The sequence below is a fragment of the Streptomyces sp. NPDC007164 genome (assembly GCF_040634135.1).
Classification (GTDB): Bacteria; Actinomycetota; Actinomycetes; order Streptomycetales; family Streptomycetaceae; genus Streptomyces; species Streptomyces sanglieri.
Window position 1 is genome coordinate 52,426 of sequence record NZ_JBEYFB010000028.1, and the last position, 23,735, is coordinate 76,160.

24 protein-coding genes are annotated in these 23,735 nt (G+C 71.5%); 11 read left to right on the plus strand and 13 right to left on the minus strand.

The genetic code is table 11. The features are described from left to right. The first annotated feature begins 160 nt into the window (after nucleotides 1–160). The 3 genes from ABZ622_RS28365 (at nucleotide 161) to ABZ622_RS28375 (ending at nucleotide 1,781) form a co-directional block, all read left to right on the plus strand. Complete coding sequence (locus ABZ622_RS28365) at nucleotides 161–292, plus strand: hypothetical protein (protein WP_360547876.1); 132 nt, start codon at nucleotides 161–163, stop codon at nucleotides 290–292. Nucleotides 293–308: 16 nt separating this feature from the next. Beyond that, the gene (locus ABZ622_RS28370; RefSeq protein WP_360547878.1) at nucleotides 309–1,076 is read left to right on the plus strand and encodes a hypothetical protein; all 768 of its coding nucleotides are present in this window, start codon (nucleotides 309–311) and stop codon (nucleotides 1,074–1,076) included. 174 nt (nucleotides 1,077–1,250) lie between these two features. Then, nucleotides 1,251–1,781, plus strand: a complete 531-nt coding sequence (locus tag ABZ622_RS28375; RefSeq protein WP_360547880.1) for a hypothetical protein — start codon at nucleotides 1,251–1,253, stop codon at nucleotides 1,779–1,781. Nucleotides 1,782–2,063: 282 nt separating this feature from the next. On the opposite strand, the gene ABZ622_RS28380 is transcribed toward ABZ622_RS28375, so the two are convergent. Then, complete coding sequence (locus ABZ622_RS28380) at nucleotides 2,064–2,906, minus strand: polysaccharide deacetylase family protein (RefSeq protein ID WP_360547882.1); 843 nt, start codon at nucleotides 2,904–2,906, stop codon at nucleotides 2,064–2,066. Between the two features lie 165 nt (nucleotides 2,907–3,071). On the opposite strand from ABZ622_RS28380, the gene ABZ622_RS28385 reads away from it, so the two are divergent. The 3 genes from ABZ622_RS28385 (at nucleotide 3,072) to ABZ622_RS28395 (ending at nucleotide 5,857) form a co-directional block, all read left to right on the plus strand. After that, entirely contained in the window at nucleotides 3,072–3,533 is a 462-nt protein-coding gene (locus ABZ622_RS28385) for a universal stress protein (protein ID WP_360547884.1), read from the plus strand. Nucleotides 3,534–3,642: 109 nt separating this feature from the next. After that, nucleotides 3,643–5,085 carry an amino acid permease gene (locus ABZ622_RS28390; protein WP_360547886.1) on the plus strand — a complete coding sequence of 481 codons (1,443 nt, stop codon included), beginning with the start codon at nucleotides 3,643–3,645 and terminating at the stop codon, nucleotides 5,083–5,085. Between the two features lie 202 nt (nucleotides 5,086–5,287). Next, nucleotides 5,288–5,857, plus strand: a complete 570-nt coding sequence (locus ABZ622_RS28395; protein WP_360547888.1) for a sigma-70 family RNA polymerase sigma factor — start codon at nucleotides 5,288–5,290, stop codon at nucleotides 5,855–5,857. On the opposite strand, the gene ABZ622_RS28400 is transcribed toward ABZ622_RS28395, so the two are convergent. After that, nucleotides 5,791–5,988 (minus strand): zf-HC2 domain-containing protein, encoded by a 198-nt coding sequence (locus ABZ622_RS28400; protein ID WP_360547890.1) that lies wholly within the window; start codon nucleotides 5,986–5,988, stop codon nucleotides 5,791–5,793. The genes ABZ622_RS28395 and ABZ622_RS28400 overlap by 67 nt on opposite strands. Before the next feature lie 125 nt (nucleotides 5,989–6,113). Here ABZ622_RS28400 and ABZ622_RS28405 point away from each other — a divergent pair, with 125 nt between their 5' ends. Further along, nucleotides 6,114–6,632, plus strand: a complete 519-nt coding sequence (locus tag ABZ622_RS28405) for a hypothetical protein (protein ID WP_360547892.1) — start codon at nucleotides 6,114–6,116, stop codon at nucleotides 6,630–6,632. A 19-nt stretch (nucleotides 6,633–6,651) separates the two neighbouring features. Here the strand turns inward: ABZ622_RS28405 and ABZ622_RS28410 are convergent, their stop codons facing one another. From ABZ622_RS28410 to ABZ622_RS28455, 10 genes are all read right to left on the minus strand, one after another. Further along, entirely contained in the window at nucleotides 6,652–7,842 is a 1,191-nt protein-coding gene (locus ABZ622_RS28410; protein ID WP_360547894.1) for a histidine kinase, read from the minus strand. Continuing rightward, nucleotides 7,839–9,320, minus strand: coding sequence for a cation acetate symporter (locus tag ABZ622_RS28415; protein ID WP_360547896.1), 1,482 nt, complete (start codon nucleotides 9,318–9,320; stop codon nucleotides 7,839–7,841). Before ABZ622_RS28415 ends, ABZ622_RS28410 begins: the two co-directional genes overlap by 4 nt. Then, a complete protein-coding gene (locus tag ABZ622_RS28420; RefSeq protein ID WP_360547898.1) occupies nucleotides 9,317–9,679 on the minus strand; it encodes a hypothetical protein in 363 nt (120 codons plus the stop codon). The genes ABZ622_RS28415 and ABZ622_RS28420 overlap by 4 nt, the downstream gene beginning before the upstream one ends. A 62-nt stretch (nucleotides 9,680–9,741) precedes the next feature. Then, complete coding sequence (locus tag ABZ622_RS28425) at nucleotides 9,742–10,494, minus strand: LytTR family DNA-binding domain-containing protein (protein WP_124720457.1); 753 nt, start codon at nucleotides 10,492–10,494, stop codon at nucleotides 9,742–9,744. 88 nt (nucleotides 10,495–10,582) lie between these two features. Next, nucleotides 10,583–11,443: a DNA-formamidopyrimidine glycosylase family protein gene (locus tag ABZ622_RS28430; protein WP_360547900.1), complete on the minus strand. Its 861-nt coding sequence runs from the start codon at nucleotides 11,441–11,443 to the stop codon at nucleotides 10,583–10,585. 33 nt (nucleotides 11,444–11,476) lie between these two features. After that, entirely contained in the window at nucleotides 11,477–12,334 is an 858-nt protein-coding gene (locus ABZ622_RS28435; protein ID WP_360547902.1) for an amidohydrolase family protein, read from the minus strand. Between the two features lies 1 nt (nucleotide 12,335). Further along, nucleotides 12,336–12,647, minus strand: a complete 312-nt coding sequence (locus ABZ622_RS28440; protein WP_360547904.1) for an L-rhamnose mutarotase — start codon at nucleotides 12,645–12,647, stop codon at nucleotides 12,336–12,338. 1 nt (nucleotide 12,648) lies between these two features. Further along, nucleotides 12,649–13,641, minus strand: coding sequence for an aldo/keto reductase (locus ABZ622_RS28445; protein WP_360547906.1), 993 nt, complete (start codon nucleotides 13,639–13,641; stop codon nucleotides 12,649–12,651). A gap of 146 nt (nucleotides 13,642–13,787) precedes the next feature. After that, nucleotides 13,788–15,176 (minus strand): wax ester/triacylglycerol synthase family O-acyltransferase, encoded by a 1,389-nt coding sequence (locus ABZ622_RS28450; protein WP_360547908.1) that lies wholly within the window; start codon nucleotides 15,174–15,176, stop codon nucleotides 13,788–13,790. A 156-nt stretch (nucleotides 15,177–15,332) separates the two neighbouring features. Beyond that, nucleotides 15,333–17,399, minus strand: a complete 2,067-nt coding sequence (locus ABZ622_RS28455) for a SpoIIE family protein phosphatase (protein ID WP_360547910.1) — start codon at nucleotides 17,397–17,399, stop codon at nucleotides 15,333–15,335. A 258-nt stretch (nucleotides 17,400–17,657) separates the two neighbouring features. Here ABZ622_RS28455 and ABZ622_RS28460 point away from each other — a divergent pair, with 258 nt between their 5' ends. Continuing rightward, the gene (locus ABZ622_RS28460; RefSeq protein ID WP_360547912.1) at nucleotides 17,658–19,025 is read left to right on the plus strand and encodes an FAD-dependent oxidoreductase; all 1,368 of its coding nucleotides are present in this window, start codon (nucleotides 17,658–17,660) and stop codon (nucleotides 19,023–19,025) included. A gap of 67 nt (nucleotides 19,026–19,092) precedes the next feature. Here ABZ622_RS28460 and ABZ622_RS28465 read toward each other — a convergent pair whose 3' ends face one another. Next, nucleotides 19,093–20,145, minus strand: a complete 1,053-nt coding sequence (locus tag ABZ622_RS28465; protein WP_360547914.1) for a chitinase — start codon at nucleotides 20,143–20,145, stop codon at nucleotides 19,093–19,095. Nucleotides 20,146–20,555: 410 nt separating this feature from the next. Here ABZ622_RS28465 and ABZ622_RS28470 point away from each other — a divergent pair, with 410 nt between their 5' ends. Genes ABZ622_RS28470 through ABZ622_RS28480 form a run of 3 tightly spaced genes read left to right on the plus strand, consistent with a single transcriptional unit; the run spans nucleotide 20,556 to nucleotide 23,719 of the window. Further along, nucleotides 20,556–21,605, plus strand: coding sequence for an iron-siderophore ABC transporter substrate-binding protein (locus ABZ622_RS28470; RefSeq protein ID WP_360547916.1), 1,050 nt, complete (start codon nucleotides 20,556–20,558; stop codon nucleotides 21,603–21,605). 18 nt (nucleotides 21,606–21,623) lie between these two features. Continuing rightward, nucleotides 21,624–22,658, plus strand: coding sequence for an iron ABC transporter permease (locus ABZ622_RS28475; RefSeq protein WP_360547918.1), 1,035 nt, complete (start codon nucleotides 21,624–21,626; stop codon nucleotides 22,656–22,658). After that, a complete protein-coding gene (locus ABZ622_RS28480; protein ID WP_360547920.1) occupies nucleotides 22,655–23,719 on the plus strand; it encodes an iron chelate uptake ABC transporter family permease subunit in 1,065 nt (354 codons plus the stop codon). The genes ABZ622_RS28475 and ABZ622_RS28480 overlap by 4 nt, the downstream gene beginning before the upstream one ends. Nucleotides 23,720–23,735: the final 16 nt, after the last annotated feature.

The following is a 23,735-nucleotide window of genomic DNA, read 5'->3' on the forward strand; positions in this document are numbered from 1 at the left end:
GCCGCCTCCGCCACCGCCACCGCCCGCACCGCCCGCACCGCCGCGAGCCGAACCGGCGCCCGTGCCGCCACCGCCCGCCCCGTCGCCCACGCCCACGCCGTCGCCCACACCCCCTCCGTCGCCCTCCCCCTCGCCGTCCGTACGCCCCACACCCCGGCCCGTGGCGCTGCCCACCTACCGCAAGCCACCGCGCAAGGTCGGGCGACGCGGCACCTCCCTGGTCAACCTCACCCTGCTGATCACGGCGCCCGCGGTATTCGCCGTCGCCGTGCTGCGTCCCCGCTCCCGCTGACCTCCAGAGGATCACCATGTCGGAATGGCTTGTTCTCGCCCTCGCCATGGCGGCGGCCAGCGCCGTCGTCCTGACCATCGCCGTGCTCAACAACCGCCGGATCGGAGAGGACGACGACCCGTCCGAGACCCCTGACGTCATCGAGTACATGACGATGATGATCGGCGTGGTCTACGCGATCGTGCTGGGCCTCGCCATCGCGGGCGTCTGGGAGGGACGCGGCGCCGCGCAGGAATACGTACGTCAGGAGGCCCAGGCACTGCACGAGGTGAGTGTCCGCTCAGCCGTCTACCCGGCCGATGTGCGCTCTCGCATCCGCGCCGATGTCGATGCCTACGTCCACCACGTCGTCCACGACGAGTGGCGGGCGATGAGCGAGCACGGCGCCCTCACCGACGAGGGCACCCGGCTACTGGCCAAGGTGCGCACCGATGTCACCCAGTACCGGCCGAGGAACGACCACGAGGGGCAGGCATATCAGCCACTGGTCGACGAGGTGGCCGCGGCCGACGACGCTCGCAGCGCACGCGGGCAGAGCGCCGGTGCGACCATGCCGGGCGTGGTCTGGTTCGGCCTGATCATCGGAGCCCTGGTGACCGTGGGGCTGATGTTCACCCTGCAGATCCGCAGAACCTTCCGCGAACTCCTGCTGGCTGGCCTCTTCAGTGTTCTGATCGCCTTTCTGCTGTTCCTGATCTGGGACTTCGACTCCCCCTTCGGCCGGGAGATCTCGGCCACCGCGGCGCCGTTCCTCGATCTGTTCCCCCGTGCGGCGGGCGGATAGCGGTCCGCCGGAACACGGGCGGTGCGCCGCTCGGGCGAACCCGTTGCCCGAGCGGCGCACTCCGATCGCGAGCGTTGTGCACGGCTCCTAGCGTTTGGCGCGTCGAGGTGCATTTCTGACGCTTTGTGGAAACTCGTTCCGCAAGTGCTCCTCGGGGATCCGGAGGACTCATCCATGCGCGCAATAGGCGTCGCACCCGTCGCCCTGCTCGGCGCCGCCGCTCTCGCCCTGACCGCTCCGTCCGCAACCGCGTACGCCGAAACGTCAGGAGGCGCGTCTTCCGCGACCGGATTCACCGTCACTCCGTCGGTGATCACGCCGGGAAGCCAGGTCACCCTGGCCGCCCGGGGGTGCTCCACAACCGCAACCGCCGGCTCGGGCGTCTTCGACACCGTCACCATTCCCGCGGGTGGCTCCGTCAGCGCCACGGTCGACTGGGACGCGAGACCCGGCGTCTCCTACGAAGTGACGTTCAACTGCGGCACGTCGTCCGACTCCACGGCGAAGTCCGGTCTCACCATCGCCGCGGCTCCGGCACCGACCACCCGTTCCACGGTGGCAGCGGCCGGTCCGCAAGGCGGGCCGGGCGACGCCGTCGGCACGATGAACGGCGTGAAGATCGCCGCCGGAGCGGCGTTGGCGGTGGCAGCGGCCGCCGGCGCCGTCCAGGTGGCGCGCCGTCGCAGGGAGAGCCGTTCGCACTGATGGCAGGGGCAGTGCCGACCGAGAAGTCGCCCCGGGTCCCGATACGGGACTCGGGGCGACGGGCGTGCCGGGCCGGCTGCTGGTGTCCGTCCCGGCGGGATCGACGGGAACGCCGCCGCTGACGGGCCCTCACCGGATCGTCGGCCCCGCGCATTTCGCGGCTCCTGCGCAGCCGGGCGCACCCGATGGACCGGGCCGCCGGGGCACCACCCGTACGCCCTTCCCCGTCGGCGGTCGTCGACCATGCCGAGGCCCGGGGCGAAGCGCCCGGTCCGGTCGTGCTCAGCGACGCCGGGGCACCGTGATCCGGTAGCCGTCGTCGAGCAGTTCGGGCAGGTACCGGCGCAGTGCGGTCACGCTCTGCGAACGGTCGCCCCCGGCGTCGTGCGACAGCACGACGACACCGGGGGCGGCACCCTCCCGGACCCGGCGGACGATGGTGCCGACACCGGGTTCGGTCCAGTCCAGCGTGTCGACGGTCCAGGCCATGGGCTCCATTCCCATGGCGGCACCGATCTCGAAGGAGTTGCGGTTCCACGCTCCGTACGGTGCCCGGTACCAGAGCGGCGCGGCGCCGGTGATCTTCTCGATCACCTCGCTGGTGGGGCCGAGCTCGTCGCGGACACCGGCCCGGGAGAGCTTGGTGACCAGCGGGTGGGTCCAGGAGTGGTTCCCGATGGTGTGCCCGTCCTCGGCGATGGCCCGCACCAGGTCCTGGTTGTCGTTGGCCATCTCTCCGCAGAGGAAGAACATCGCGCGGACATCGTGTTCGCGCAGGATCGCCAGGATGTGCGGGGTGTAGAGCGGGTCCGGCCCGTCGTCGAAGGTGAGCACCATGGCCTGGCCGATCTCGGGCAGTTCCTCGATCGGCCTCGTACGGACCGGCGGCGCCGCCGGGCGGAAGCGGTTCGGGGTACCGGCCGTCATGGGCTGGAGGCGGTAGCCGGCCGGCCGGGCCCGGACGGCCTGGGGAGGCCCTGCCGCCCCGGCCGTGGGCGGGTCGAGGTACCGGGCCGGCGTCCTGGCCGGATCCGCGACGATCATGCGCACGGCGGCGGCCGTACCGAGTCCGGCGGCCAGTCGCAGCAGCGTCCTGCGCCCCGGCAGCCTCTGATCACATTTCATGACCAACTGCTCGCACGGTCCCGGTCCCGGCCCCGCCATCGACACCGGCCGCAGACGGATGTGCACCCGATGGAGGGACCCCCGGCAGGGCATCCGGCAGCCCCGGCCGAGAACGTGCCCCGGCCCGCTCCGGAGTCGGCCCGGACAGCGGATAGCCTCACTGCCGTGACAGAACCGCAGCCTCATAAGTTCGAACGTGGCACTGACGGTCCGAAAGTGATCGTCACAGGCCTCGACGGGTCCGATTCCTCCATGCGTGCCGCGGCCTACGCTGCGGGGCTGGCCCGCCGCCAGGGCGCCATGCTTGCCCTCGTCTACGTCCAGCCGGTGCTGCCCGCGGGGGCCGCGCTCGGCGCGCCGATCGCCGATACGACCGGCGAGGTCGCGGAGGGGCTGGTGAGCGAGATCCGGGAGGCGACCCGGCGGATGAAGGACATATGGGATGTGCGCTGGGAGTTCCACACCTTCCGCGGCGACCCCTACAACGGGCTCGTGACCGCGGCGGACGAGCTGAAGGCGGATGCCGTGGTCGTGGGCGCTTCGGAGTCGGCCGGACACCGGTTCGTCGGCTCGGTGGCGATCCGGCTGGTCAAGGCGGGCCGTTGGCCCGTCACGGTGGTCCCGTAGACGTCGCGGAATCCTCCGCTCCGCCGGACGGCACGCCGTCCTCCGCACCGGCTCCGCCTGGGCCATCATGAGCGTCCGTCAGGGACAGCCGTCAGCGGAGAGGTGACTCATGGCAAGGCTCCGAGTGGGCGAGGGTGTACTGCGCCGCAAGCCGATCGAGCACATCGACGAGAAAGGGCCCGCGGCGGACGTCGCCACCCAGCTCACCAGAACGCTCGGGCTGTGGCAGCTCACGGCCATCGGCGTGGGCGGCATCATCGGCGCGGGCATCTTCACCCTGGCCGGCACGGTGGCGAACGGCACCGCCGGTCCCGCGGTACTGCTCTCGTTCCTGATCGCGGGCGTGGCCAGTGCCGCCGCCGCGTTCAGCTACGCGGAGTTCGCGGGCCTGATCCCCAAGGCCGGCTCCGCCTACACCTACGGGTACGCGGTGCTCGGCGAGCTGGTGGGCTGGTTCATCGGCTGGGACCTGCTCCTGGAGTACACGGCGATCGTGGCGGTGGTCGCGATCGGCATCTCCGGCTACTTCAGCTTCCTGCTCGGGGAGATGGGGCTCGATGTGCCGAAGTGGATGCTGGGCGCGCCCGGCACCGGCGACGGCCACAAGGTGGACCTGTTCGCCGCGCTGCTCTGTCTGCTCGTGGCGTACCTGCTCACCCTCGGGATCAAGAACGCGGCCCGGTTCGAGACCGTCGTGGTCGTCCTGAAGGTCCTGGTCGTCCTGCTGGTCATCGGTGTCGGCGTGTTCCACATCAACCCCGCCAACTACAACCCGTTCTTCCCGTTCGGGGTGAGCGGGGCCTTCACCGGTGCGGCCACGGTGTTCTTCGCGGTGTTCGGGTACGACGCCATGTCGACGGCGGCCGAGGAGTCCAAGGACGCCCAGCGCCACATGCCGAGGGCGATCCTCTACTCCCTCGCGATCTCCATGGTCCTCTACGTGGCGGCCTGCCTGGTGCTGACGGGGATGCAGAGCTACAAGGACATCGACCCGGAGTCCGGCTTCTCCACTGCCTTCAAGTCGGTGGGGCTCGGCGGGCTCGCCGACGTGGTCGCGGTGGGCGCGATCATCGGCATCCTCACGGTGATGTTCACCTTCATGCTCGGCGTGACCCGGGTGTGGTTCTCGATGAGCCGCGACGGACTGCTGCCGAAGTGGTTCGCCAAGACCCACCCGACCCGGCACGTGCCGACCCGGGTGACCTGGATCGTCGGTGCGGCCTCGGCCCTGATCGCCGGTTTCCTGCCGATCGGCGAGGCCGCCGAGCTGACGAACATCGGCATTCTGCTGGCGTTCGTCGTGGTGTGCATCGCGGTGATCGTGCTGCGTTACAAGCAGCCGGACCTGCCGCGCACCTTCCGTACCCCCGGCATGCCGTTCGTCCCGGCCCTCGGGGTGGTGTTCTCGATCTGGCTGATCACCTTCCTCCAGTGGCAGACCTGGGTGCGGTTCGTGGTCTGGTTCCTGATCGGTCTGGTCATCTACTTCGGCTACTCGTACCGGAAGTCGAACATGGCGAAGACGCCCGGAACGGGCCCGGGGACGAGCTGACCGGTCCATCGGACGGCGGCCGCCCGGCCCCCTCGCGCGCACCGCGCCGGCCGCCGCCCGACCGTTCACCGCACCATTCGCCGCACTGTGCGACCGCTCGTCGCACGGGACCGCCCATCGCCTGTTCCTCGGCGCCCCGATGCGTTCGTATACGCCAGTCGGCAGCGAAGCCGCAGGGACCTCGGCGGGAAGGGCGTTCACGATGACCACCACGACGACCGACGAGCGGGCCCTCGCTGATCTCCAGCGGGAGCACGGGCCCGCCCTGCTCCATTTCCTGCTCGGTCTGACCTTCGGCGACCGGCAGCGCGCCGAGGACCTGCTCCAGGAGACCCTGGTCCGGGCCTGGCAGCATCCGGAGGCCTTCGACTCGGCGTACGACTCGATGCGGCCCTGGCTCTTCACCGTCGCGCGGCGGCTCGCGATCGACGCCCGCCGCTCCCGGCAGGCCCGGCCCACCGAGGTCTGCGACGCCGTGCTGGAGACCACGGCGGCCGGGGACGACACCGCGGAGACCACGGTCTCGGCGCTCGATGTGCGCGATGCGGTACGCACCCTCAGCCCGGAACACCGCGCGGTCCTCGTCCAGATGTACTTCCGCGGGCTCACCGTGGACGAGACCGCCCGGGCTCTCGGCATCCCGGCGGGCACCGTCAAGTCCCGGTCCTACTACGCGCTGCGCCAGCTCTCCCGCAACCTCCCCGGCTACTCCAGCAGATCGTCCTCGCGCAGCAGGGCGAGCAGGGAGACGGCCTCCGCGGCCTCCACGTAGTCGGCGGCGCAGCGGTCGCAGGACTGCAGATGGCGGGAGACCGTACAGGTCTCGTCGGGCGTGAGCGCGTCGAGTACGTAGGCACCCAGCACATGGCGCACGTGCGGGCCCTCCCCGGGATCGGCGGTCATCGCATCCTCGTGTCGTCGACGCATCCGGTGGTGACGGATCCTGTCCTTCTGGCCACGCGGGGCGCGCTCCCCCGGTTCAATGCTCCGTGAAGCGCGGTGCCGAACAGAGAAAGAGGCGAGACGGGATGCGCCCGGAGCGTCAGGATGGAACCGGTGGGGGCGGCCTGCTGGTCCCGATGGCCTGGATGTACGCGGAGTACATCGCCGACGAACTGCTGCGGACCGGCGATCTGATGGAGCCGTCCACGCTGGAGTACCGCGCGGGGCGCGACGCCCTGGCCCTCACCATATTCCTCTCCGACGGCTCGGTGGCCGACGCGCTGCCCGCGGCCCGGCTGGACGAGCTGCGCCTGCTGACGGCGTACGGGGCGACGTGGTGCGGCTGGGTCCGGGAGCGGCTGGGCTCGCCGGCCGCGGCCCCGGCGGGCGGGACGGCCGGCCCGGATCCCGATCTGGCGCTGGCCCGCGCGGCCTGGCGGTGGCTGGAGGAGACCGAGCTGCTCGCGGCCGACCTCGACGCGATCGCTCCGCCGCCCCGGGAGCCGGCGGGCGAGGAGCCGGACGCGGAGGAGGTGGCCCAGGTGTGGACGCCGGCCTGGCAGCTGGGGCTGCCGCTGGGGCATCTGGCGATCCATCTCCACTGACGGGTACCGGGCCGGCCGGTCAGGAACCGTGGACACCGGCTCGGTACTTCGGCAGCCGTACGGTGACCTTCATCCCGGCGCCGATGCCCGTCTCGATGACCAGGCCGTAGTCGTCCCCGTACACCTGGCGCAGCCGTTCGTCGACGTTGAGCAGTCCGATTCCGGTGGAGTGGCCGCCCTCGCCCCGCAGGATGTGGCGCAGCCGTTCCGGGTCCATTCCGGTGCCGTCGTCCTCGATGACGACCTCGGCCTCGGAGCCGGCGTCCAGGGCGCTGATGGTGATGCGGCTGGAGGTGACGGCTCCTTCGAGGCCGTGTTTGACGGCGTTCTCGACGAGCGGCTGGAGGCAGAGGAACGGCAGGGCGACGGGCAGCACCTCGGGGGCGACCTGGAGGGTGACCAGAAGCCGTTCGCCGAAGCGGGCCCGTACCAGTGCCAGGTACTGGTCGATGGAGTGGAGCTCGTCGGCGAGGGTGGTGAAGTCGCCGTGGCTGCGGAACGAGTAGCGGGTGAAGTCGGCGAATTCCAGCAGGAGTTCGCGGGCCCGTTCCGGGTCGGTGCGGACGAACGAGGCGATGGCGGCGAGTGAGTTGAAGATGAAGTGCGGGGAGATCTGGGCCCGCAGCGCTCTGATCTCGGCCTCGATGAGCTGGGTGCGGGAACGGTCGAGTTCGGCGAGTTCCAGCTGTACGCAGACCCAGCGGGCCACCTCTCCGGCGGCCCGCGCCAGCACCGCGGACTCGCGCGGGGCGTAGGCGATCAGCGTGCCCAGCACCCGGTTGTCGACGGTGAGCGGCACGGCGACGGCCCAGCGCAGCGGGCAGTCCAGGTCGTCGCAGTCGCTGTGGAAGGCGGTGTCCCGGCCGCTGGCGAGGAGCGCCCGCACCTGGTCCATGACGTGGCGGCCGTGGTGTTCGCCCTCGCCGTCCCAGACGAGCACCCGGTCGCGGTCGGTGAGGCAGAGCGCGTCGGTGCCGAGCAGGGAGCGCAGCCGGCGGGCGGATCTGCGGGCGCTCTCCTCGGTGAGACCGGCACGCAGCGGGGGTGCGGCGAGCGAGGCGGTGTGCAGGGTCTCGAAGGTGGCGTGCTCGACGGGGGTTCCGACGTCGCTGGTGCGGACGGGCCGGGCGGTGCGCCGGCCGAGCAGGAATCCGGCAGCGAGCAGCAGGAGGGCGAGCAGGACGAGTACGGCGTATCCGGCGCCGGTCATCGGTGCCTCCCCGACGTCAGGGCCTCGGGCAGGTGGAAGCGGGTCATGGCGGCGTTGGTGCCGGGGGGTATCCGGCCGGGGGTGGCGAGGGACACCAGGATCATCGCGAGGAAGCCGACCGGCACCGACCAGACGGCGGGCCAGGCGAGCAGGGTGTGCGGCCAGCCCGGCGGGCGGACCGCGCCGCTGACGGTGATGGCGACGGACAGGAACGCGGAGCCGCCGCCGAGCAGCAGTCCGGCGATGGCGCCGGGCGGGGTCAGCCGCCGCCACCAGATGCCGAGGACCAGCAGCGGGCAGAAGGAGGACGCGGAGACGGCGAACGCCATGCCCACGGAGTCGGCCACCGGCACCCGGCTGACGATCAGCGAACCGGCCAGTGGCACACACATGGCGAGGACGGTGGCGAGCCGGAAGTGCCGTACCCCGCGCGAGGGGAGCACGTCCTGGGTGATGACCCCGGCGACGGCCATGGTGAGCCCGGAGGCGGTCGACAGGAACGCGGCGAAGGCGCCGCCCGCGATGAGCGCGCCGAGCAGGTCCCCGCCGATCCCGCCGACGATCCGGCCGGGCAGCAGCAGCACGGCTGCGTCCGCGTCCCCGCCGTGGATCAGCTCGGGGGCGTACAGCCTGCCCAGTGCGCCGTAGACCGGGGGGAGCAGGTAGAACACGCCGATCAGGGCGAGGACGGCGACCGTGGTGCGGCGGGCGTCGCGGCCGTTGGGGCTGGTGTAGAAGCGGACGACGACGTGCGGCAGGCCCATGGTGCCGAGGAAGGTCGCGACGATCAGCCCGTAGGTGGCGTACAGCGGGTGGTCGGCGCGGAAGACGGTGAGCTGCTCGTCGAAGCTGACGCGGGGCCGTCCGTCGCCCTGCCAGGCGAGTACCAGGAAGATCGCGGGGACGAGGAGCGCGGTCAGCTTCAGCCAGTACTGGAAGACCTGTACGAAGGTGATGGACCGCATGCCGCCCGCGGCGACGGCGATGACGACGACGGACGCGACGAGCATGTCGCCGAGCCAGCCGGGCGCCCCGGTGAGGATCTTGAGCGTCAGCCCGGCGCCCTGGAGCTGCGGTACGAGGTAGAGCCAGCCCGCCGCGACGACGAAGACGCTGACCAGTCTGCGCACCTGCCGTGACTCCAGCCGCCCCTCGGCGAAGTCGGGCAGTGTGTACGCCCCCGAGCGGCGCAGCGGTGCGGCGACGAAGACCAGCAGGACCAGATAGCCCGCGGTGTAGCCGACGGGGTACCAGAGCATGTCCGGGCCGTGCACCAGCACCAGGCCCGCGATGCCGAGAAAGGAGGCGGCGGAGAGGTATTCGCCGCTGATGGCCGCGGCGTTGAGCCGGGGCCGCACGGTGCGTGAGGCGACGTAGAAGTCGGAGGTGGTGCGGGAGATGCGCAGTCCGAAACCGCCGACGAGGACGGTCGCGAGAACGACGGCGGCGACCGCCGCCACCGCGTACGTACGGCTCACTGTGCGGGGCGGCCTTCCACGAGCCGGGCGAAGTCGCGTTCGTTGCGCTCGGCCCGTCGCACGTACCACCAGGCGATCAGGGCGAGCGGCGGATAGGCGGCGAATCCGAGGACCGCCCAGACGAGCGCGGCGCTGTGCAGTGCCTCGAAAACCAGCGGCAGCGTCCCGACGACCACGGCGAGGACCGCGAACGCGGTGAGTCCGGCGCGCAGTTGGCTGCGCATCAGCGAACGGACGTACGCGCCGCCGAGCGCGGTCTGCTCGTCGATCTCCGACTGGGTGCGGTAGCGGGGCAGCGGGCGCACTCGCCGGGGCTCCCCCGTCACCACTTCGCGCCGGGGCGCCGACTCTGCGAACATGGGCCCGGAGTGTATGCGGCACCGGACCGCCGTGGGAAGGGCCGGATCCTGGTAGGCGCTGGTCAGCGGCCGGTCTGGCGCATCAGCAGATCGCGCAGCGCGCGGGTGTGGCGGCGGCTGACCGCGAGTTCCGCGGAGCCGATGCGCACACTCATGCTGCCCGCGTCGAGGCGGAGTTCGTCGATCCGGCCCAGTGCGACGAGGTGGCGCCGGTGGATGCGCACGAAGCCGCGCGCCCGCCAGCGCTCCTCCAGGGTGGTGAGGGGGACACGGACGAGGTGGCTGCCGGTGGCGGTGTGCAGCCGGGCGTAGTCGCCCTGGGCCTCGGCGTAGGCGATGTCGTCGATCGGGACGAACCGGATGACTCCGCCGAGCTCCACCGGGATCTGGTCGCCCGCGGTGTCGAGCACGGGCGCGGAGCGGTCGCCGACCTGTTCGGCGACGCGGCGCACCGCTTCGGCCAGCCGCTCGCGGCGTACGGGTTTCAGGACGTAGTCGACCGCCTTCAGGTCGAAGGCCTGGACGGCGAAGCCCTCGTGGGCGGTGACGAAGACGATGAGCGGCGGCGCGGCGAACCCGGCCAGCAGCTGGGCGACGTCGAGGCCGGTGAGGCCCGCCATGTGGATGTCCAGGAACACGACGTCGATGGCGGCCGGGTCGTCCGGGCCCGCTTCTACGGCGGCGCCGATGCGGCGCAGTGCCTCGGTGGCCCCGGTGGCCCCTTCGGCGCTGCTGATCCGGGGATCGGCGCGCAGGAGGTAGAGCAGTTCCTCCAGGGCGGGTTCTTCGTCGTCGACGGCGAGTACGCGCAGCATGGGCCGGAGTGTAGAGCGCGCGCGGGCGTGCGGGGCCGGGTGATTCACCGCTTCTTCGCGTACCGTGCGGCCCCCGCACCCCGGCCGGTCATTTGAGCAGCCGGGACAGGCGCCGGTCGGCCAGCGGCTTGCCGCCGGTCTGGCAGGTGGGGCAGTACTGGAGCGAGGTGTCGCTGAACGACACCTCGCGGATGGTGTCCCCGCAGACCGGGCAGGGCTCGCCGGTGCGTCCATGGACCCGCATCCCGCTCTTCTTCTCGGCCTTGAGCTTCCCGGCCGCGAGGCCGCTGGAGCGGGCCACCGCGTCCTGGAGCGTGGTACGCATCGCGGTGTGGAGGGTGGTGATCTGCTCGTCGGTGAGGTTCGCGGTGAGCAGGTACGGCGACATCTTCGCGACGTGCAGGATCTCGTCGCTGTAGGCATTGCCGATGCCCGCGATCAGCGACTGGTCGCGCAGGGCGCCCTTGATCCGGCGGCGTTCCCCGGCGAGCAGCGCGGCGAACGCGTCGCGGTCGAAGGAGCCGGCGAGGGGGTCGGGGCCCAGCCGGGCGATGCCGGGCACCTCGGCCGGGTCGTGCACCAGGTGTACGGCGAGGCGTTTGGTGGTGCCCGCCTCGGTGAGGTCGAAGCCGTCACCGCCGGTGAGCACGGTGCGCAGCGCCAGGGGGCCCTTGCCGGGACGTGGCGGCTCGGCGGGGAAGGAGTCCTTCCAGCGCAGCCAGCCGGCCCGGGAGAGATGGGTGATCAGGTGCAGCGGTCCGGCGCCGATGTCCAGGAATTTGCCGTGCCGGGCGATGCCGGTGACCGTGGTGCCGTGCAGGGCGGACAGCGGTGGGTCGTACGTCTTGAGGACGCTGACGTTGAGCGGCAGGACGCGGTCGATCTCCTTGCCGACCAGGTGGTCGTCGAGGAAGACCCGCAGGGCTTCGACTTCCGGCAGTTCGGGCATGGTTCCAGACTGCCGGAAGCGTCGGCGGGCTGCCTATCGGAGGCCGTAGACCCGCTCGGCCGTGGTGGCGAACACCCGGGCGCCTTCGTCCTCGGTGAGGGCGTCGGTGAGGGCGCGTGCCGCGTCGACGACCTCCCCGTACGTCGCCGCGAGCCGGCAGACGGGCCAGTCCGAGCCGAACATCAGCCGGTCGGGGCCGAAGGCGTCGAGGACGGTGTCGGCGTAGGGGCGCAGGTCGCGCACGGTCCAGGCGCTCGGGTCGGCCTCGGTGACCAGCCCGGAGAGCTTGCAGACGGTGTTGGGGCGGGCGGCCAGGGCCCGGACGTCGTCGGCCCAGGGGCGCAGTTCTCCGGCGGCGACGGGCGGCTTGCCGGCGTGGTCGAGCACGAAGGTCAGCTCGGGCAGCAGTGCGGCGGCCTGGACGGTGGCGGGCAGCTGGCGGGCCTGTACGACGACGTCGTGGACGAGTCCGGCGTCGGCGACGGCGCGCAGTCCGCGCAGCACGTCGGGGCGCAGCAGCCAGCCGGGGTCGGGTTCGCCCTGGACCTGGTGGCGGATGCCGACGAGCCGGTCGCCGCCGGGGAGTTCGCGCAGTGCGGCCAGGGTGTCGGCGACGTCCGGTGCGGTGAGGTCGCACCAGCCGACGACGCCCGCGACGAGGTCGCTGCCGTGGGCGAGGGCCAGGAACTCGGGGGTCTCGTCGGGGACGGTGACGGTCTGGACGAGGACGGTGGCGCACACCCCGGCGGCGCGCGCCTCGGGCTCCAGGTCGGCGAGAGCGAAGTTCCGCCGGAGCGGGGCGAGTCCGTCGCCGGTGATCCAGTCCTGGTCGCGTACCGACAGGTCCCACACATGGTGGTGGGCGTCGACGATCCGTTGCCGGCCCGCCATGTCACAGCTCCCAGGCGACCGGGAGCCCGGCCGCGGCGCCGTCGGCCGAGTAGTCGTGCGACACGTCGAGCAGTTCGTCCATCCTGGCCTGCCAGGCGACGTTGACGGGGAGCTGCTCCAGTTCGGCGAGGAGTGCGGCGTAGTCCTCGCAGTCGATGACGTGGAAGAGGTCGGTGCCGCTGCGCCAGATCGTCCAGGAGGTGGCGCCCGCGGCGCGGATCGCGGCGGTGAGTTCCGCCGGGACTTCGCGGTGCGCGGCCTCGTACTCCTCGACGCGGTCGGCGCGGACCTTGGTGTGCAGGGCGATTCTCATGTCAGTGTCCGTTCTCGGTCAGCAGGCCCTCGGCGCGCAGTTCGTCCCAGAGTTCGTCGGGGATCTCGCGGCGGAGCAGGGCGGCGGCGTCGCGCACCTCGTCCGGGGAGCGGGTGCCCACGAGGACTCCGGCGACGGCTGGGTGGGCGAGTGGGTAGTGCAGGGCGGCGGCGCGCAGCGGGACGCCGTGGCCCTCCGTGACGGCCTTGATGCGCAGGGCCCGGTCCAGGAGGGAGAGGGGCGCGGCCGCGTAGTCGTAGGTGGCGCCGGGGCGCGGGTCGGCGAGCAGTCCGGAGTTGAAGACGCCGCCGACGACCACGCTGCGGCCCCGGGCGGCGGCCTCGGGCAGCAGCTCGGTGAGCGCGGACTGGTCGAGGAGGGTGTAGCGCCCGGCGCAGAGCACCACGTCGACGTCGGTGTCGCGCAGGAACCGGGTCAGCATCGCGGTCTGGTTCATCCCGGCGCCGATGGCGCCAACGACGCCCTGGGCGCGCAGCTTCTCCAGTGCCGGGTAGGCCTCGTGGAACGCGGCTTCCGCCTGGTCGTCCGGGTCGTGCAGATAGGCGATGTCGATGCGGTCGAGCCCGAGCCGTTCCAGGCTGTCCTCGATGCTGCGGTGTACGCCGTCGGCGCTGAAGTCCCAGCGGCGGCGGTGGGTGGCGGGTACGGCGAAGCCTTCGGACAGGGCGTCGGGGCCGTTCCCGGAGCCGGCGGCTCCGGCGGGCAGCGGGTCGAGCACCCGTCCCACCTTCGTGGACAGCGTGTACGAGTCGCGGGGCCGGCCGCGCAGGGCCTCGCCCAGTCGCCGTTCGGAGAGGCCGAGTCCGTAGTGCGGTGCGGTGTCGAAGTAGCGGATGCCCTCGACCCAGGCGGCGTCGACCGCCGCGGCCGCCCGTGCCGGTTCGACGGCGGTGAAGAGATTGCCGATGGCGGCCGCCCCGAAGGACAGCTCGGTGACCTCGACCGCGCTGCTTCCCAGCTTGTTGCGCCGCATGCTTCCGCCGCCCTCCCCAATGATCGCTTCTTGCACACAGCGAATATTCATCGGATCACTTGGGCACGTCAACACCTCAGGGGCCACCGACTGTGACACTTTCCCGGATATCTGTCCGATCTATGACTGATCGGGGCGGCGGTCGGTCAGTGCGTCGGCAGCAGTGCGAGCAGCTCGGCCACCTCGTCGTCGGCGCAGCGCGCCAGCCGGTCCAGATCGGGCAGCGCCTTGCCGTCGGCCACCAGCCCGACCCGCACCCGGCCACCGTACGTGGACAGTGCGACGGCGAGGGACTGCCCCCTGGCGAGCGGCGCCATCGGGTAGACGGCGCGCAGCGGGCAGCCGCCGAGCGAGAGTGCCGAGCGCGGCAGCGGCACGCTGGTGACCAGGACGTCGAAGAGCATCCGGGCGGCGTTCCCGGCGAGTGGCGCGCCGAATCGGTGGGCCAGCGAAGGGAGTTGGTCGGCCAGCACGGCGACAGCGCCGGCGCCGCGGAAGGGGCCGGCGGCCTTGTTGCGGTCCATGGCGGTACGGACGAGGGCGAGCCGCCGCCACGGGTCGGGTTCGCCGACCGGGAGCCCCAGCAGATAGGCGGAGAGCTTGTTCCCGCTCGCCGCGGCCTGGCCCGGCCTGCGGCGGGAGACCGGCACCAGGGCGCGCGGGTCCTCGTCGGGCAGCGGCTCGCCGCGCTCCTGCATCCAGCGGCGCAGCGCTCCCGCGACGACGGCGAGCAGGACGTCGTTGGCCGTGCCGCCCGCGGCGCGGCGGATCCGCCGGACGGCTTCGAGGTCCAGGTCCGCCGTGGCCAGGCGCCGGGTGCCGCTGGAGCTCGCGGTGAGGGCGGGCGCCCCGCGCGGGTCGAGGCGGCTGGCCCGCACCATGGAGGCACCGACGCCGAACGCCCGCCCGAGGTCCTCGATCCGGCCGAGCGCGAGGCCGGCCACCTGGCGCGGGCCGGGCATCCAGGAGCGGGGCGGGACGGTGCGCGCCCGGCGGGCGGGGGCCCCGGTCCGGGGGCGTCCGGCGGCGGCGATCTCGTCGAAGATCCCGGCGCCGATGGCGACCGCGCGCATGCCGTCGGCCAGCGCGTGATGGAGTTTGACGAGCACCGCGAAGGGCCCGCCGTCGGAGCCGCCGATCACGTACATCTGCCAGGGCGGCAGCCCGCGTTCGAGCGGCCGTTCCATCAGTTCGCCGGCGAGCCGGGTGGCGCCCGCCATGAATTCGCCGCCCTCGTCCCGCGACTGCGCACCGGTCAGCCGTACCCGCTCGATGTGCCGGTGCACGTCGAAGTCCTTGTCCACGAACCAGGCGGCACCGCCGACGGGCAGCAGCACGTCCCTGACCCGCATCCGCAGCCGGGGAATGGCGGCGGCGCGGGTGCCCAGGAGTTCGAGCACGGTATCCGCGTCGGCGCCGCGCGCCGGGCCGGGGGCCGGGGAGAAGACGGCGAGTGCGCCGAGGTGCATCGGGTGGGCATCGGATTCGAGGTGCCAGAAGGCCAGATCGAGGGGTGCCAGCAGCTCAGTTCCCAACGGGTCCTCATGTCATCGAAGACAAACACTGACGGGTCGCAGTCAATCGCTCGCGGTCGGTTACGGTCAAGTACAGACATGTTACGTTCTGTTACTGTCGAGTAGAAAGTGCGCTTCCCGGGGGAAATGCGTTGCGGGTAGGTGAGTGCGCTTCCCTCACTCGTGTGCCGGGATGACGAATTCGCACCAGACGCACTTGCCGCTGCCCCGGGACTCCACGCCCCACAGGTCCGCCAGCCGGTCCACCAGCATCAGCCCCCGCCCGGAGACCCCGGCCTCCCCGGCGTCCCGGCGCCTGGGCAGCGCGCTGGACCGGTCCTCGACGTCGACCCGCAGCCGCCGCTCGGGGCCGGTGAGCACCCGGATGGTGACGATGGCCCCGCCGTCGGTGTGCATGAGCGCGTTGGTGATCAGCTCGTCGGCGGCGAGCTCGACCTCGTCGGCCCGCACCTTGGCGCCCCAGGCACGCACCGCCGCCCGGATCATGTGCCGCGCCGAACTCAGCGCCTCCGGGTCGCTCTGTGCGACGTGCTGCTGGAGCCGGCCGCCCGGCTGGGGCGCGTGGGCGACCTTGCGGCGCAGCAGCAGGACCGCGACATCGTCCTCGCCGCCGCGCTCGTCGACCTCCTCGCAGAGCCGGTCGGCCAGCCGCTGGAGGTCCTGCGGGCCGTTGCGCACCATGGCCGTCAGCAGCTGTATGCCCTCGTCGAGATCGGCGCCCGGCAGCTCCACGAGCCCGTCGGTGAACAGCAGCAGGGTCTGGCCGGGGTCCAGCTCGACGGTGCTGACCGGGTATTCGAGCCGTCCGAACTCGGCCGAGAGCCCCAGCGGCAGTCCGCCCTCCGCGGGAAGCCGACGGCAGCTGCCGTCGCTCTCGCGCACCAGCGGGTCGACATGACCGGCCCGGACCAGCTGCACCACTCCGGTGGTCAGGTCGACCTCGGCGTAGGTACAGGTCGCGAAGCGGTCCGTGTCCAGCTCGTGCAGGAAGACGGAGGCCCGCGCCATCACCGTGGCGGGGCTGTGCCCCTCGGCCGCGTAGGCGCGCAGCACGATGCGCAGCTGCCCCATGACGGCCGCCGCATGGGTGTCGTGACCCTGTACGTCTCCGATGACGGCCCCGACCCGGCCGCCGGGCAGCGGAATGACGTCGTACCAGTCGCCGCCGATGTCCCGGCCCAGCCTGGCCGAGCGGTACCGGACGGCGACCTGCGCCCCCGGCACGTCCGGGATCCTGCGCGGCAGCATGGCCTGCTGGAGGCCCTCGGCGAGGTCGTGCTCCTGCTCGTAGAGCATGGCCCGCTGCAGGCTCTGGGCGATGGAGCTGCCGAGCGCGACCAGCAGATTGCGCTCGTCGCCGGTGAAGCCGTCCTTGTCGCTGTAGAGCAGGCCGAGCGCACCGATGGGCCGGGCCTGGGCGATCAGCGGCAGATAGGCGGCCGAGGTGATGCCGAGGTGGCTGATGTGGGGCCACAGGATGGGGTACGAGGTGGCGAAGTCGGTGGCGGACTCGATGAAGCGGGGCGCGAGCGTGCGCACGACCTCACTCATCGGGTACTGCTCGTCCGTCCGGGTGTACCGGGTGCCGGGCACGAACGAGTCCTCCGGACCGTCGGCGACCAGATGGATGCGCCCCGCCTCCATCAGCCCCATGACCAGGCTGGTCGCCCCGAGATGCGCCAGGCCCTGGGAGTTCTTCAGCACCTCGATGACGTCCCCGACGGTGCGGGCGTGGGCCAGGGCGGCCGTGGTGCCGTCCACCAGGCTGGTGCGGCGGCGCCGCTCCAGGTCCAGCTCTCGGCGGGCGGTGGAGTCGGCCAGCTCCTGGGTCGCGTCGCGGACGATACCGATGATGCGGTGCGGGCGGCCGGTACCGTCCCGCCGGATGAAGCCCTGGGTGTGGGTCCAGCGGAGGCTGCCGTCGCGCCGTTTGATCCTGAAGTACGCGCCGTAGTTGCTCTGCCCGCTCTTGAGCGCCTGCGCGACCATGGCGTCCAGCCGCACGCCCTCGTCCGCCGGCACCCGCTGCCCCAGCGACTCCGGCCGGTCGTCGTATTCCTCGGCCCGCAGGTCGAACACGCCGAGCGCGGGCCGGTCCATGTGCATGAGGCCACTGTCGAGATCCCAGTCGAAGCTGCCCATACGGTTCAGGGCGAGGCTGAGATCCGGGTGGGCGGGCCAGTCGTCCGGGAGTGACAGGGCACCCGCTACCCGATCATCCATGTGGGTCACTCTGCCATCATTTGTCCGATTCTTCGAGCGAACCTCGCATGGGCGGGCGAGTCCTCGCCCCGCTCCACCCGAGTGCACTTCAAGCCATTTCGGGCACCGGACGGCGGGCTCGGACGTCTCGTAGGGCGAACCGCCCCGAGGTCGCGGGACGGCACCGGTTACGGTGTCCCGAGGAGCACGGTAAGCCCAGCCTTACCTTTAACCTGAGCTGCACTGTCCACATCAGCACGTTCTAAGGACCAGCACCTGATGACCCGCCCCGTCCGCGTCGCCATAGTCGGAGCCGGCCCCGCCGGCATCTACGCAGCGGACGCGCTGCTGAAATCCGAGGCCGCCCAGGAACCGGGTGTTTCGATCGACCTGTTCGAGCGGATGCCCGCCCCCTTCGGCCTGATCCGTTACGGAGTGGCCCCGGACCACCCGCGGATCAAGGGCATCGTCCAGGCACTCCACCAGGTGCTCGACAAGCCGCAGCTGCGGCTGTTCGGCAACGTCGACTACCCCAGCGACATCGACCTGGACGATCTGCGGTCCTTCTACGACGCCGTGATCTTCTCCACCGGCGCCGACGCGGACCGCGCGCTCGACATCCCCGGCAGCGCCCTGGACGGTTCCCACGGCGCCGCCGACTTCGTCTCCTGGTACGACGGCCACCCCGACGTGGCCCGCACCTGGCCGCTGGAGGCGGAGAAGGTCGCCGTCCTCGGCGTGGGCAATGTGGCCCTGGACGTGGCGCGGATCCTCGCCAAGACGGCGGACGAGCTGCTGCCGACGGAGATCCCCGCCAACGTCCACGAGGGCCTCAAGGCCAACAAGGCCCTCGAAGTGCACGTCTTCGGGCGCCGGGGCCCCGCGCAGGCCAAGTTCAGCCCCATGGAGCTGCGGGAGCTGGACCACTCGCCGAACATCGAGGTCATCGTCAACCCCGAGGACATCGAGTACGACGCGGGTTCGATCGAGACCCGGCGGAGCAACAAGCAGGCCAACATGGTCGCCTCCACACTGGAGAACTGGGCCATCCGCGATGCCGGCGACCGGCCGCACAAGCTGTTCCTGCACTTCTTCGAGTCCCCGGTGGAGATCCTCGGCGAGGACGGCCGGGTCGTCGGCCTGCGCACCGAGCGGACCGAGCTCGACGGCACCGGCAACGTCAAGGGCACCGGCGACTTCACCGACTGGGACGTACAGAGCGTCTACCGCGCGGTCGGCTACTACTCGCAGGAGCTCCCGAAGCTCCCGTTCGACGTGGTCTCCGGCACCGTCCCGCACGCCGCGGGACGCGTCGTCGACGGCGGGGAGCACATGCCCTCGGTGTACGTCACGGGGTGGATCAAGCGCGGTCCGATCGGCCTGATCGGCCACACCAAGGGTGACGCCAACGAGACCGTGGCCTGCCTGCTGGAGGACCGGGCCGAGGGACGGCTGCCCGCCCCGGTCCGGCCCGAGCCGGAGGCCGTCACCGCCTTCCTGGAGGAGCGCGGCGTCCGTTACACCACCCGCGAGGGCTGGTACCGCCTGGACGCGCACGAGCGGGCGCTGGGCGAGGAGCAGGACCGCGAGCGGATCAAGGTCGTGGAGCGCGAGGCCATGCTGGACGCCTCCGAGCCCCGTTCCTGACCGTACGGCGCACCTTTCCGGCCGGCCGCCGTCACGGCCGGCCGGGCCGGCGGGGCGCCGCGGTGCCTCAGCGGCCCTGCAGCGCCCTGACGTTGTCGCCGAAGGTCCAGCCCTTCGAGCCGTCCCAGTTGAGCGACCAGGTCATCAGACCCTTGAGGCTGTTGCCGTAGTGGTTCCAGGCCTGTGACACCTGGCCGGTCGACATGTGGCCGCCGCCCGCGCCCGGCTGGGCCGGCAGCCCCGGAACCTGCTTGTCGTACGGGACCCTGATCGTGGTGCCCTGGATGACGAGCCCCTTGTCCAGACAGTCGGTCTGAGCGGTGAACCCCTCGACCGTGCCCGCCGAGTACGAATCGCCGGCGCACCCGTACATGCTGCCGTTGTAGTACTGCATGTTGAGCCACCACAGGCGCCCGTTGTCCGCGTACTTCTTCACGATGGGCAGGTACGCGCCCCAGATCGAGCCGTAGGTGATGCTCCCTCCGGTGACATAGGCCGTCTCCGGCGCCATCGTCAGGCCGAAGTTCGAGGGCATCTGCGCGAGTACCCCGTCGATGATGCGGATGAGGTTGGTCTGCGAGGCCGACAGCTGACTGATGTTGCCGCTGCCGGTCAGACCGGTCTCGATGTCGATGTCGATGCCGTCGAAGTTGTACTTCTTGAGGATCGGCACGATCGTCTCGACGAACCGGTCCGCGACGGCACTGGAGTTGAGGTCGATACCGGCGGCCGCGCCGCCGATGGACATCAGCGTGGTAAGCCCGGACTCCTTCGCCCGGCACATCTCCGCCGGGGTCGGGACCTTCACGGTGGAGTCCATCCCGTCCTCCCACAGGACGGTGCCGTCCGAGAGGATGACCGGGAAGGCCGCGTTGATCACGTTGTAGCCGTGCTGCGGGATGCGGCTGTCGGTGACCGGGATCCAGCCGAGCGGCGGGTGCACACCGTTCGCCGCGCCGTCCCAGTTCTCCCAGTACCCCTGGAGCACCTTCCCGGCGGGCTTCGACTTGACCGCGCAGGTCTCGTCCTGCGCGCTGCTCGGCTCCGCGCCCACCAGCAGTTGTACGACACATGCCGCCGCGAGGCCGACCCCCAGCAGGCGCGATGTCCGACCGAACATGCTCAGTTCCCTTCCTGTCGCGGCCGGGCGCCGCCGGGGCGGTACTGCTGCCCGAGACGGCCCGGCGCGGGGCGAGTTGGCGCGTGAATGGCATGCCCCTGACAACCCCAGGCGGAATGCGGTCTCGCATTTCACGGCTCGCCACACGCTAGGGAGACCCGGACCTTCCGTCAATAGGTCTGGACCAAAGTCGCGACCGGACCGCGGCACCGAACCGGCCCGAGAGGGGATCCGAAGCGCTTACCGGGGGGCCGGTTGTCGCCACAGAAAGGCTTAGCTTAGGCTTCCCTAACTCCTTGCGATCTGCATCGGGGGCCGCCTGTCGTACCCCCGTACGGGCACTCCTTCGGCATGCCCTCACGCGGTCTCGGGGAGCTGCTGCTCCATCCGTTCAAACATGAGGAACATCCATGTCCCGGTTCACCCGCGCGCGTCGCCGGACGCTCGCCGCAACTGCCGCCGCCGCAGCCCTCGTTCTCGCCCTCGGCGGCTGCTCGTCGAGCGACGACGGCAAGGAGACCTCCGGCGCATCCGGGAAGAGCGGCGGAGCGTTCCCCGTCTCCATCAAGAGCGCGCTCGGCACCGCGGAGATCAAGGAGCAGCCCGAACGGGTCGTCACCCTGGGCCAGGGCTCCGCCGAGACCGCCATCGCGCTCGGCCACACCCCGGTGGGCATCGAGAAGTACGAGTGGGGAAGCGACAAGACGGGCTATCTGCCCTGGATCCACGACGCGGTGAAGAAGTCCGGCGACAAGCTGCCGACCCAGTTCACCGGCGGTGAGGACATCGACTTCGAGGCCATCACCGAGCTGGAGCCGGATGTCATCCTCGCGCCGTGGTCCGGGATCACGCAGAAGGACTACGACATCCTCAAGGACATCGCGCCCACCGTCGCCTATCCCGATCTGGCGTGGAGCACGGACTGGGACCAGCAGATCGACATCATCGGCAAGGCGCTGGGGCAGACGGACGAGGCGAAGGGCCTCGTCTCGAAGATCGAGAAGCAGCTGTCCGACGCCGCGGCGACCCGGCCGAACTACAAGAATTACAAGTTCTCGTACATCTACAACACCGGCCCCGGCACCCTCGGTGTGTTCAAGCCCGAGGAGCAGCGCGTCAAGATGCTCACCTCGCTCGGTCTCACCGTCGACCCGGTGGTGAACTCCTTCAAGGAGACCAAGGGCACCGACTCGGCGCTCATCGGCCTGGAGAACGCCGAGAAGCTGAAGGACAGCGATCTGCTCTTCACCTTCTACATGGATGACAAGTCCCGCAAGGAGATCGAGGCCCAGCCGCTGTACGCGGCGATGCCCGGGGTCAAGAGCGGCGCCATGGTGTACAGCAACGACAACTCCTTCGTCACGGCCTCCTCGATCATCAACCCGCTCACCGTGCCGTGGGTGATCGACCGCTACCTGCCGCTGATCGACAAGGCCGTCAAGGCCGCCGACAACGGCTGAGCCCGGCCACCACCGCACATGGCCATCACGCACGCACCGCCGAGCGGCGCCGATACCTCACGGACCGGCGCCGCTCGGCGGGTGTTCTTCCTCGTCGTCGCAGTCGCCGTCCTGGTGCTCGCCGTGCTCGCGAGCGTCATGTTCGGCAGCCGCACCACCTCGTTCGGCGATGTGCTGGACGTCCTGTCCGGCAGCGCGGACCCGAATGTCACCACCATCGTCGAGAGCCGCTGTCCGCGGACCGCGCTCGGCGTGCTGGCCGGACTCTGTCTCGCCGTCGCGGGCACCCTCATGCAGGGGGTGACCCGCAATCCGCTGGCCGATCCGGGCCTGCTCGGGATCAACGCGGGCGCCTCCGCGAGCATCGTCGCCGCGACGGCGTTCCTGGGGGCGTCGGGCGCCACGGCCACCATGTGGTGGGCGCTGCCCGGTGCGTTGCTCGCCGGCCTGCTCGTCCATGCGATCGGTTCCGCGGGGTCGGGCGGCGGTCTCGTCCGGCTGGTGCTCGCCGGCGCGGTGCTCTCCGCCGTGCTGATGGCGTTCATCCAGGCGGTGACCCTGGGGCGTCCGAAGGTGTTCGACAGCTACCGGTACTGGGTCGTCGGCGCGCTCGGCGGACGGGACTTCGACGTCTTCCGGTCGGTGCTGCCGTTCGCCGTGGCCGGTCTGGTGCTCGCCGCGGTGCTCGGTCCCGGCCTCAACGCCCTCGCGCTCGGCGATTCGACGGCGGCGTCCCTGGGAGCGAACCCGGCGCTGGTGCGGGCGGGCGGGCTGCTCGCGGCCACGCTGCTGAGCGCGGCTGCGACGGCGGCGGTCGGTCCGATCGCCTTCGTCGGACTGGCCGTTCCGCATGTGGTGCGGGCCGTGGCCGGCGTCGACTTCCGCATGCAGATTCTCTTCTCGGCGCTGGCAGGTCCGGCGCTGCTGCTCCTCGCGGACGTCGTGGGCCGGGTGGTCATGCGCCCGCAGGAGCTGATGGTCGGTGTCGTGACCGCGTTCATCGGGGCGCCCGCACTGCTCGTCGCCGTACGCAGGATGAGGGGCAACGCATGACGTCGCAGCAGGCCGCGGTCCGCACCGCTTCGCCCCGGAGGGTGCTGAGGGCCGGCGGGAGGGTGGCCGTGCCGGTCCGCCGGGTGTCGGTGCTGACAGCCCTCGTGCTGCTGGTGCTGCTGGTGGCGGGCGCCGTCGCCACCTTGTCGCTCGGGCGGCTCGGCATTCCGCTCGCCGACCTGGCCGGGGCGGTGACCGGCGGCGCCGAGGGCAAGAACGCGTTCGTGCTGGAGCGGCTGCGCGGCCCCCGGCTGACGGTCGCGGTGGGCACCGGTGCGGCACTCGGGCTCTCCGGGGCGCTGTTCCAGTCCGTCACCCGCAATCCGCTCGGCAGCCCCGATGTGATCGGGCTGGCGTCCGGGGCCGGGGCGGGCGCCGCGATCTCCGCGCTGCTCTTCCCGGACACCGTGCCGGTGGCGCTCGGCGCGCTGATCGGCGCCGTCCTCGCCATGGTGCTGGTCTATGTGTCGACCGGCACCGGGTTCCGCAACCCGGCCCGGCTGGTCATCGCGGGCATCGGGGTCGCCGCGATCGGCACCGCGATCACCCAGTACGTCGTCTACGCCATGGAGCGGGACCGGGCCGCCGTGCTCAGCGCCTACGTCAACGGCAGCCTGTCGGCGCGGTCGTGGGAGGACACCACCACGATCTGGCTGGTGCTGCTGGTGGTGGCCCCGCTCACCGTGCTCCTCTCCCGGCGGCTGGACATCGGGGAGATGGGCGACGACATCGCGGCCGCGCTCGGCTCGGAGCCCCGCCGCACCAAGACGGCCGCCGTGGTTCTGGCGATCGTGCTCTCGGCGGGGGCGGTCAGTGTCGCCGGTCCCATCGCGTTCATCGCGCTGACGTCCCCGCAGGTCGCCAAGCGGATCACCCGGGTCTCCGGCCCGCACCTGGCGCTGTCGGCGCTGACCGGCGCGCTGCTGCTGGTGCTCGCGGATCTGTGCGCCCAGCAGCTGCCGCTCTTCGACAACCTGCCCGTCGGGATCTACACGATGGCCATCGGAGGCGTGTACCTCGGCAGTCTGCTGGTACGGGAGTGGCGCCGGGGAGCGCTGTGAGGCGCGGCGCCGTACG

What these genes read in the sequence shown, in the direction of transcription:
- ABZ622_RS28370 (WP_360547878.1), top strand. Translation starts at nt 309, where the DNA reads ATGTCGGAATGGCTTGTTCTCGCCCTCGCCATGGCGGCGGCCAGCGCC.
- ABZ622_RS28375 (WP_360547880.1), top strand. Translation starts at nt 1,251, where the DNA reads ATGCGCGCAATAGGCGTCGCACCCGTCGCCCTGCTCGGCGCCGCCGCT.
- ABZ622_RS28380 (WP_360547882.1), bottom strand. Translation starts at nt 2,906, where the DNA reads ATGAAATGTGATCAGAGGCTGCCGGGGCGCAGGACGCTGCTGCGACTG.
- ABZ622_RS28390 (WP_360547886.1), top strand. Translation starts at nt 3,643, where the DNA reads ATGGCAAGGCTCCGAGTGGGCGAGGGTGTACTGCGCCGCAAGCCGATC.
- ABZ622_RS28395 (WP_360547888.1), top strand. Translation starts at nt 5,288, where the DNA reads ATGACCACCACGACGACCGACGAGCGGGCCCTCGCTGATCTCCAGCGG.
- ABZ622_RS28400 (WP_360547890.1), bottom strand. Translation starts at nt 5,988, where the DNA reads ATGACCGCCGATCCCGGGGAGGGCCCGCACGTGCGCCATGTGCTGGGT.
- ABZ622_RS28405 (WP_360547892.1), top strand. Translation starts at nt 6,114, where the DNA reads ATGCGCCCGGAGCGTCAGGATGGAACCGGTGGGGGCGGCCTGCTGGTC.
- ABZ622_RS28410 (WP_360547894.1), bottom strand. Translation starts at nt 7,842, where the DNA reads ATGACCGGCGCCGGATACGCCGTACTCGTCCTGCTCGCCCTCCTGCTG.
- ABZ622_RS28420 (WP_360547898.1), bottom strand. Translation starts at nt 9,679, where the DNA reads ATGTTCGCAGAGTCGGCGCCCCGGCGCGAAGTGGTGACGGGGGAGCCC.
- ABZ622_RS28425 (WP_124720457.1), bottom strand. Translation starts at nt 10,494, where the DNA reads ATGCTGCGCGTACTCGCCGTCGACGACGAAGAACCCGCCCTGGAGGAA.
- ABZ622_RS28430 (WP_360547900.1), bottom strand. Translation starts at nt 11,443, where the DNA reads ATGCCCGAACTGCCGGAAGTCGAAGCCCTGCGGGTCTTCCTCGACGAC.
- ABZ622_RS28435 (WP_360547902.1), bottom strand. Translation starts at nt 12,334, where the DNA reads ATGGCGGGCCGGCAACGGATCGTCGACGCCCACCACCATGTGTGGGAC.
- ABZ622_RS28440 (WP_360547904.1), bottom strand. Translation starts at nt 12,647, where the DNA reads ATGAGAATCGCCCTGCACACCAAGGTCCGCGCCGACCGCGTCGAGGAG.
- ABZ622_RS28445 (WP_360547906.1), bottom strand. Translation starts at nt 13,641, where the DNA reads ATGCGGCGCAACAAGCTGGGAAGCAGCGCGGTCGAGGTCACCGAGCTG.
- ABZ622_RS28455 (WP_360547910.1), bottom strand. Translation starts at nt 17,399, where the DNA reads ATGGATGATCGGGTAGCGGGTGCCCTGTCACTCCCGGACGACTGGCCC.
- ABZ622_RS28460 (WP_360547912.1), top strand. Translation starts at nt 17,658, where the DNA reads ATGACCCGCCCCGTCCGCGTCGCCATAGTCGGAGCCGGCCCCGCCGGC.
- ABZ622_RS28465 (WP_360547914.1), bottom strand. Translation starts at nt 20,145, where the DNA reads ATGTTCGGTCGGACATCGCGCCTGCTGGGGGTCGGCCTCGCGGCGGCA.
- ABZ622_RS28470 (WP_360547916.1), top strand. Translation starts at nt 20,556, where the DNA reads ATGTCCCGGTTCACCCGCGCGCGTCGCCGGACGCTCGCCGCAACTGCC.
- ABZ622_RS28475 (WP_360547918.1), top strand. Translation starts at nt 21,624, where the DNA reads ATGGCCATCACGCACGCACCGCCGAGCGGCGCCGATACCTCACGGACC.
- ABZ622_RS28480 (WP_360547920.1), top strand. Translation starts at nt 22,655, where the DNA reads ATGACGTCGCAGCAGGCCGCGGTCCGCACCGCTTCGCCCCGGAGGGTG.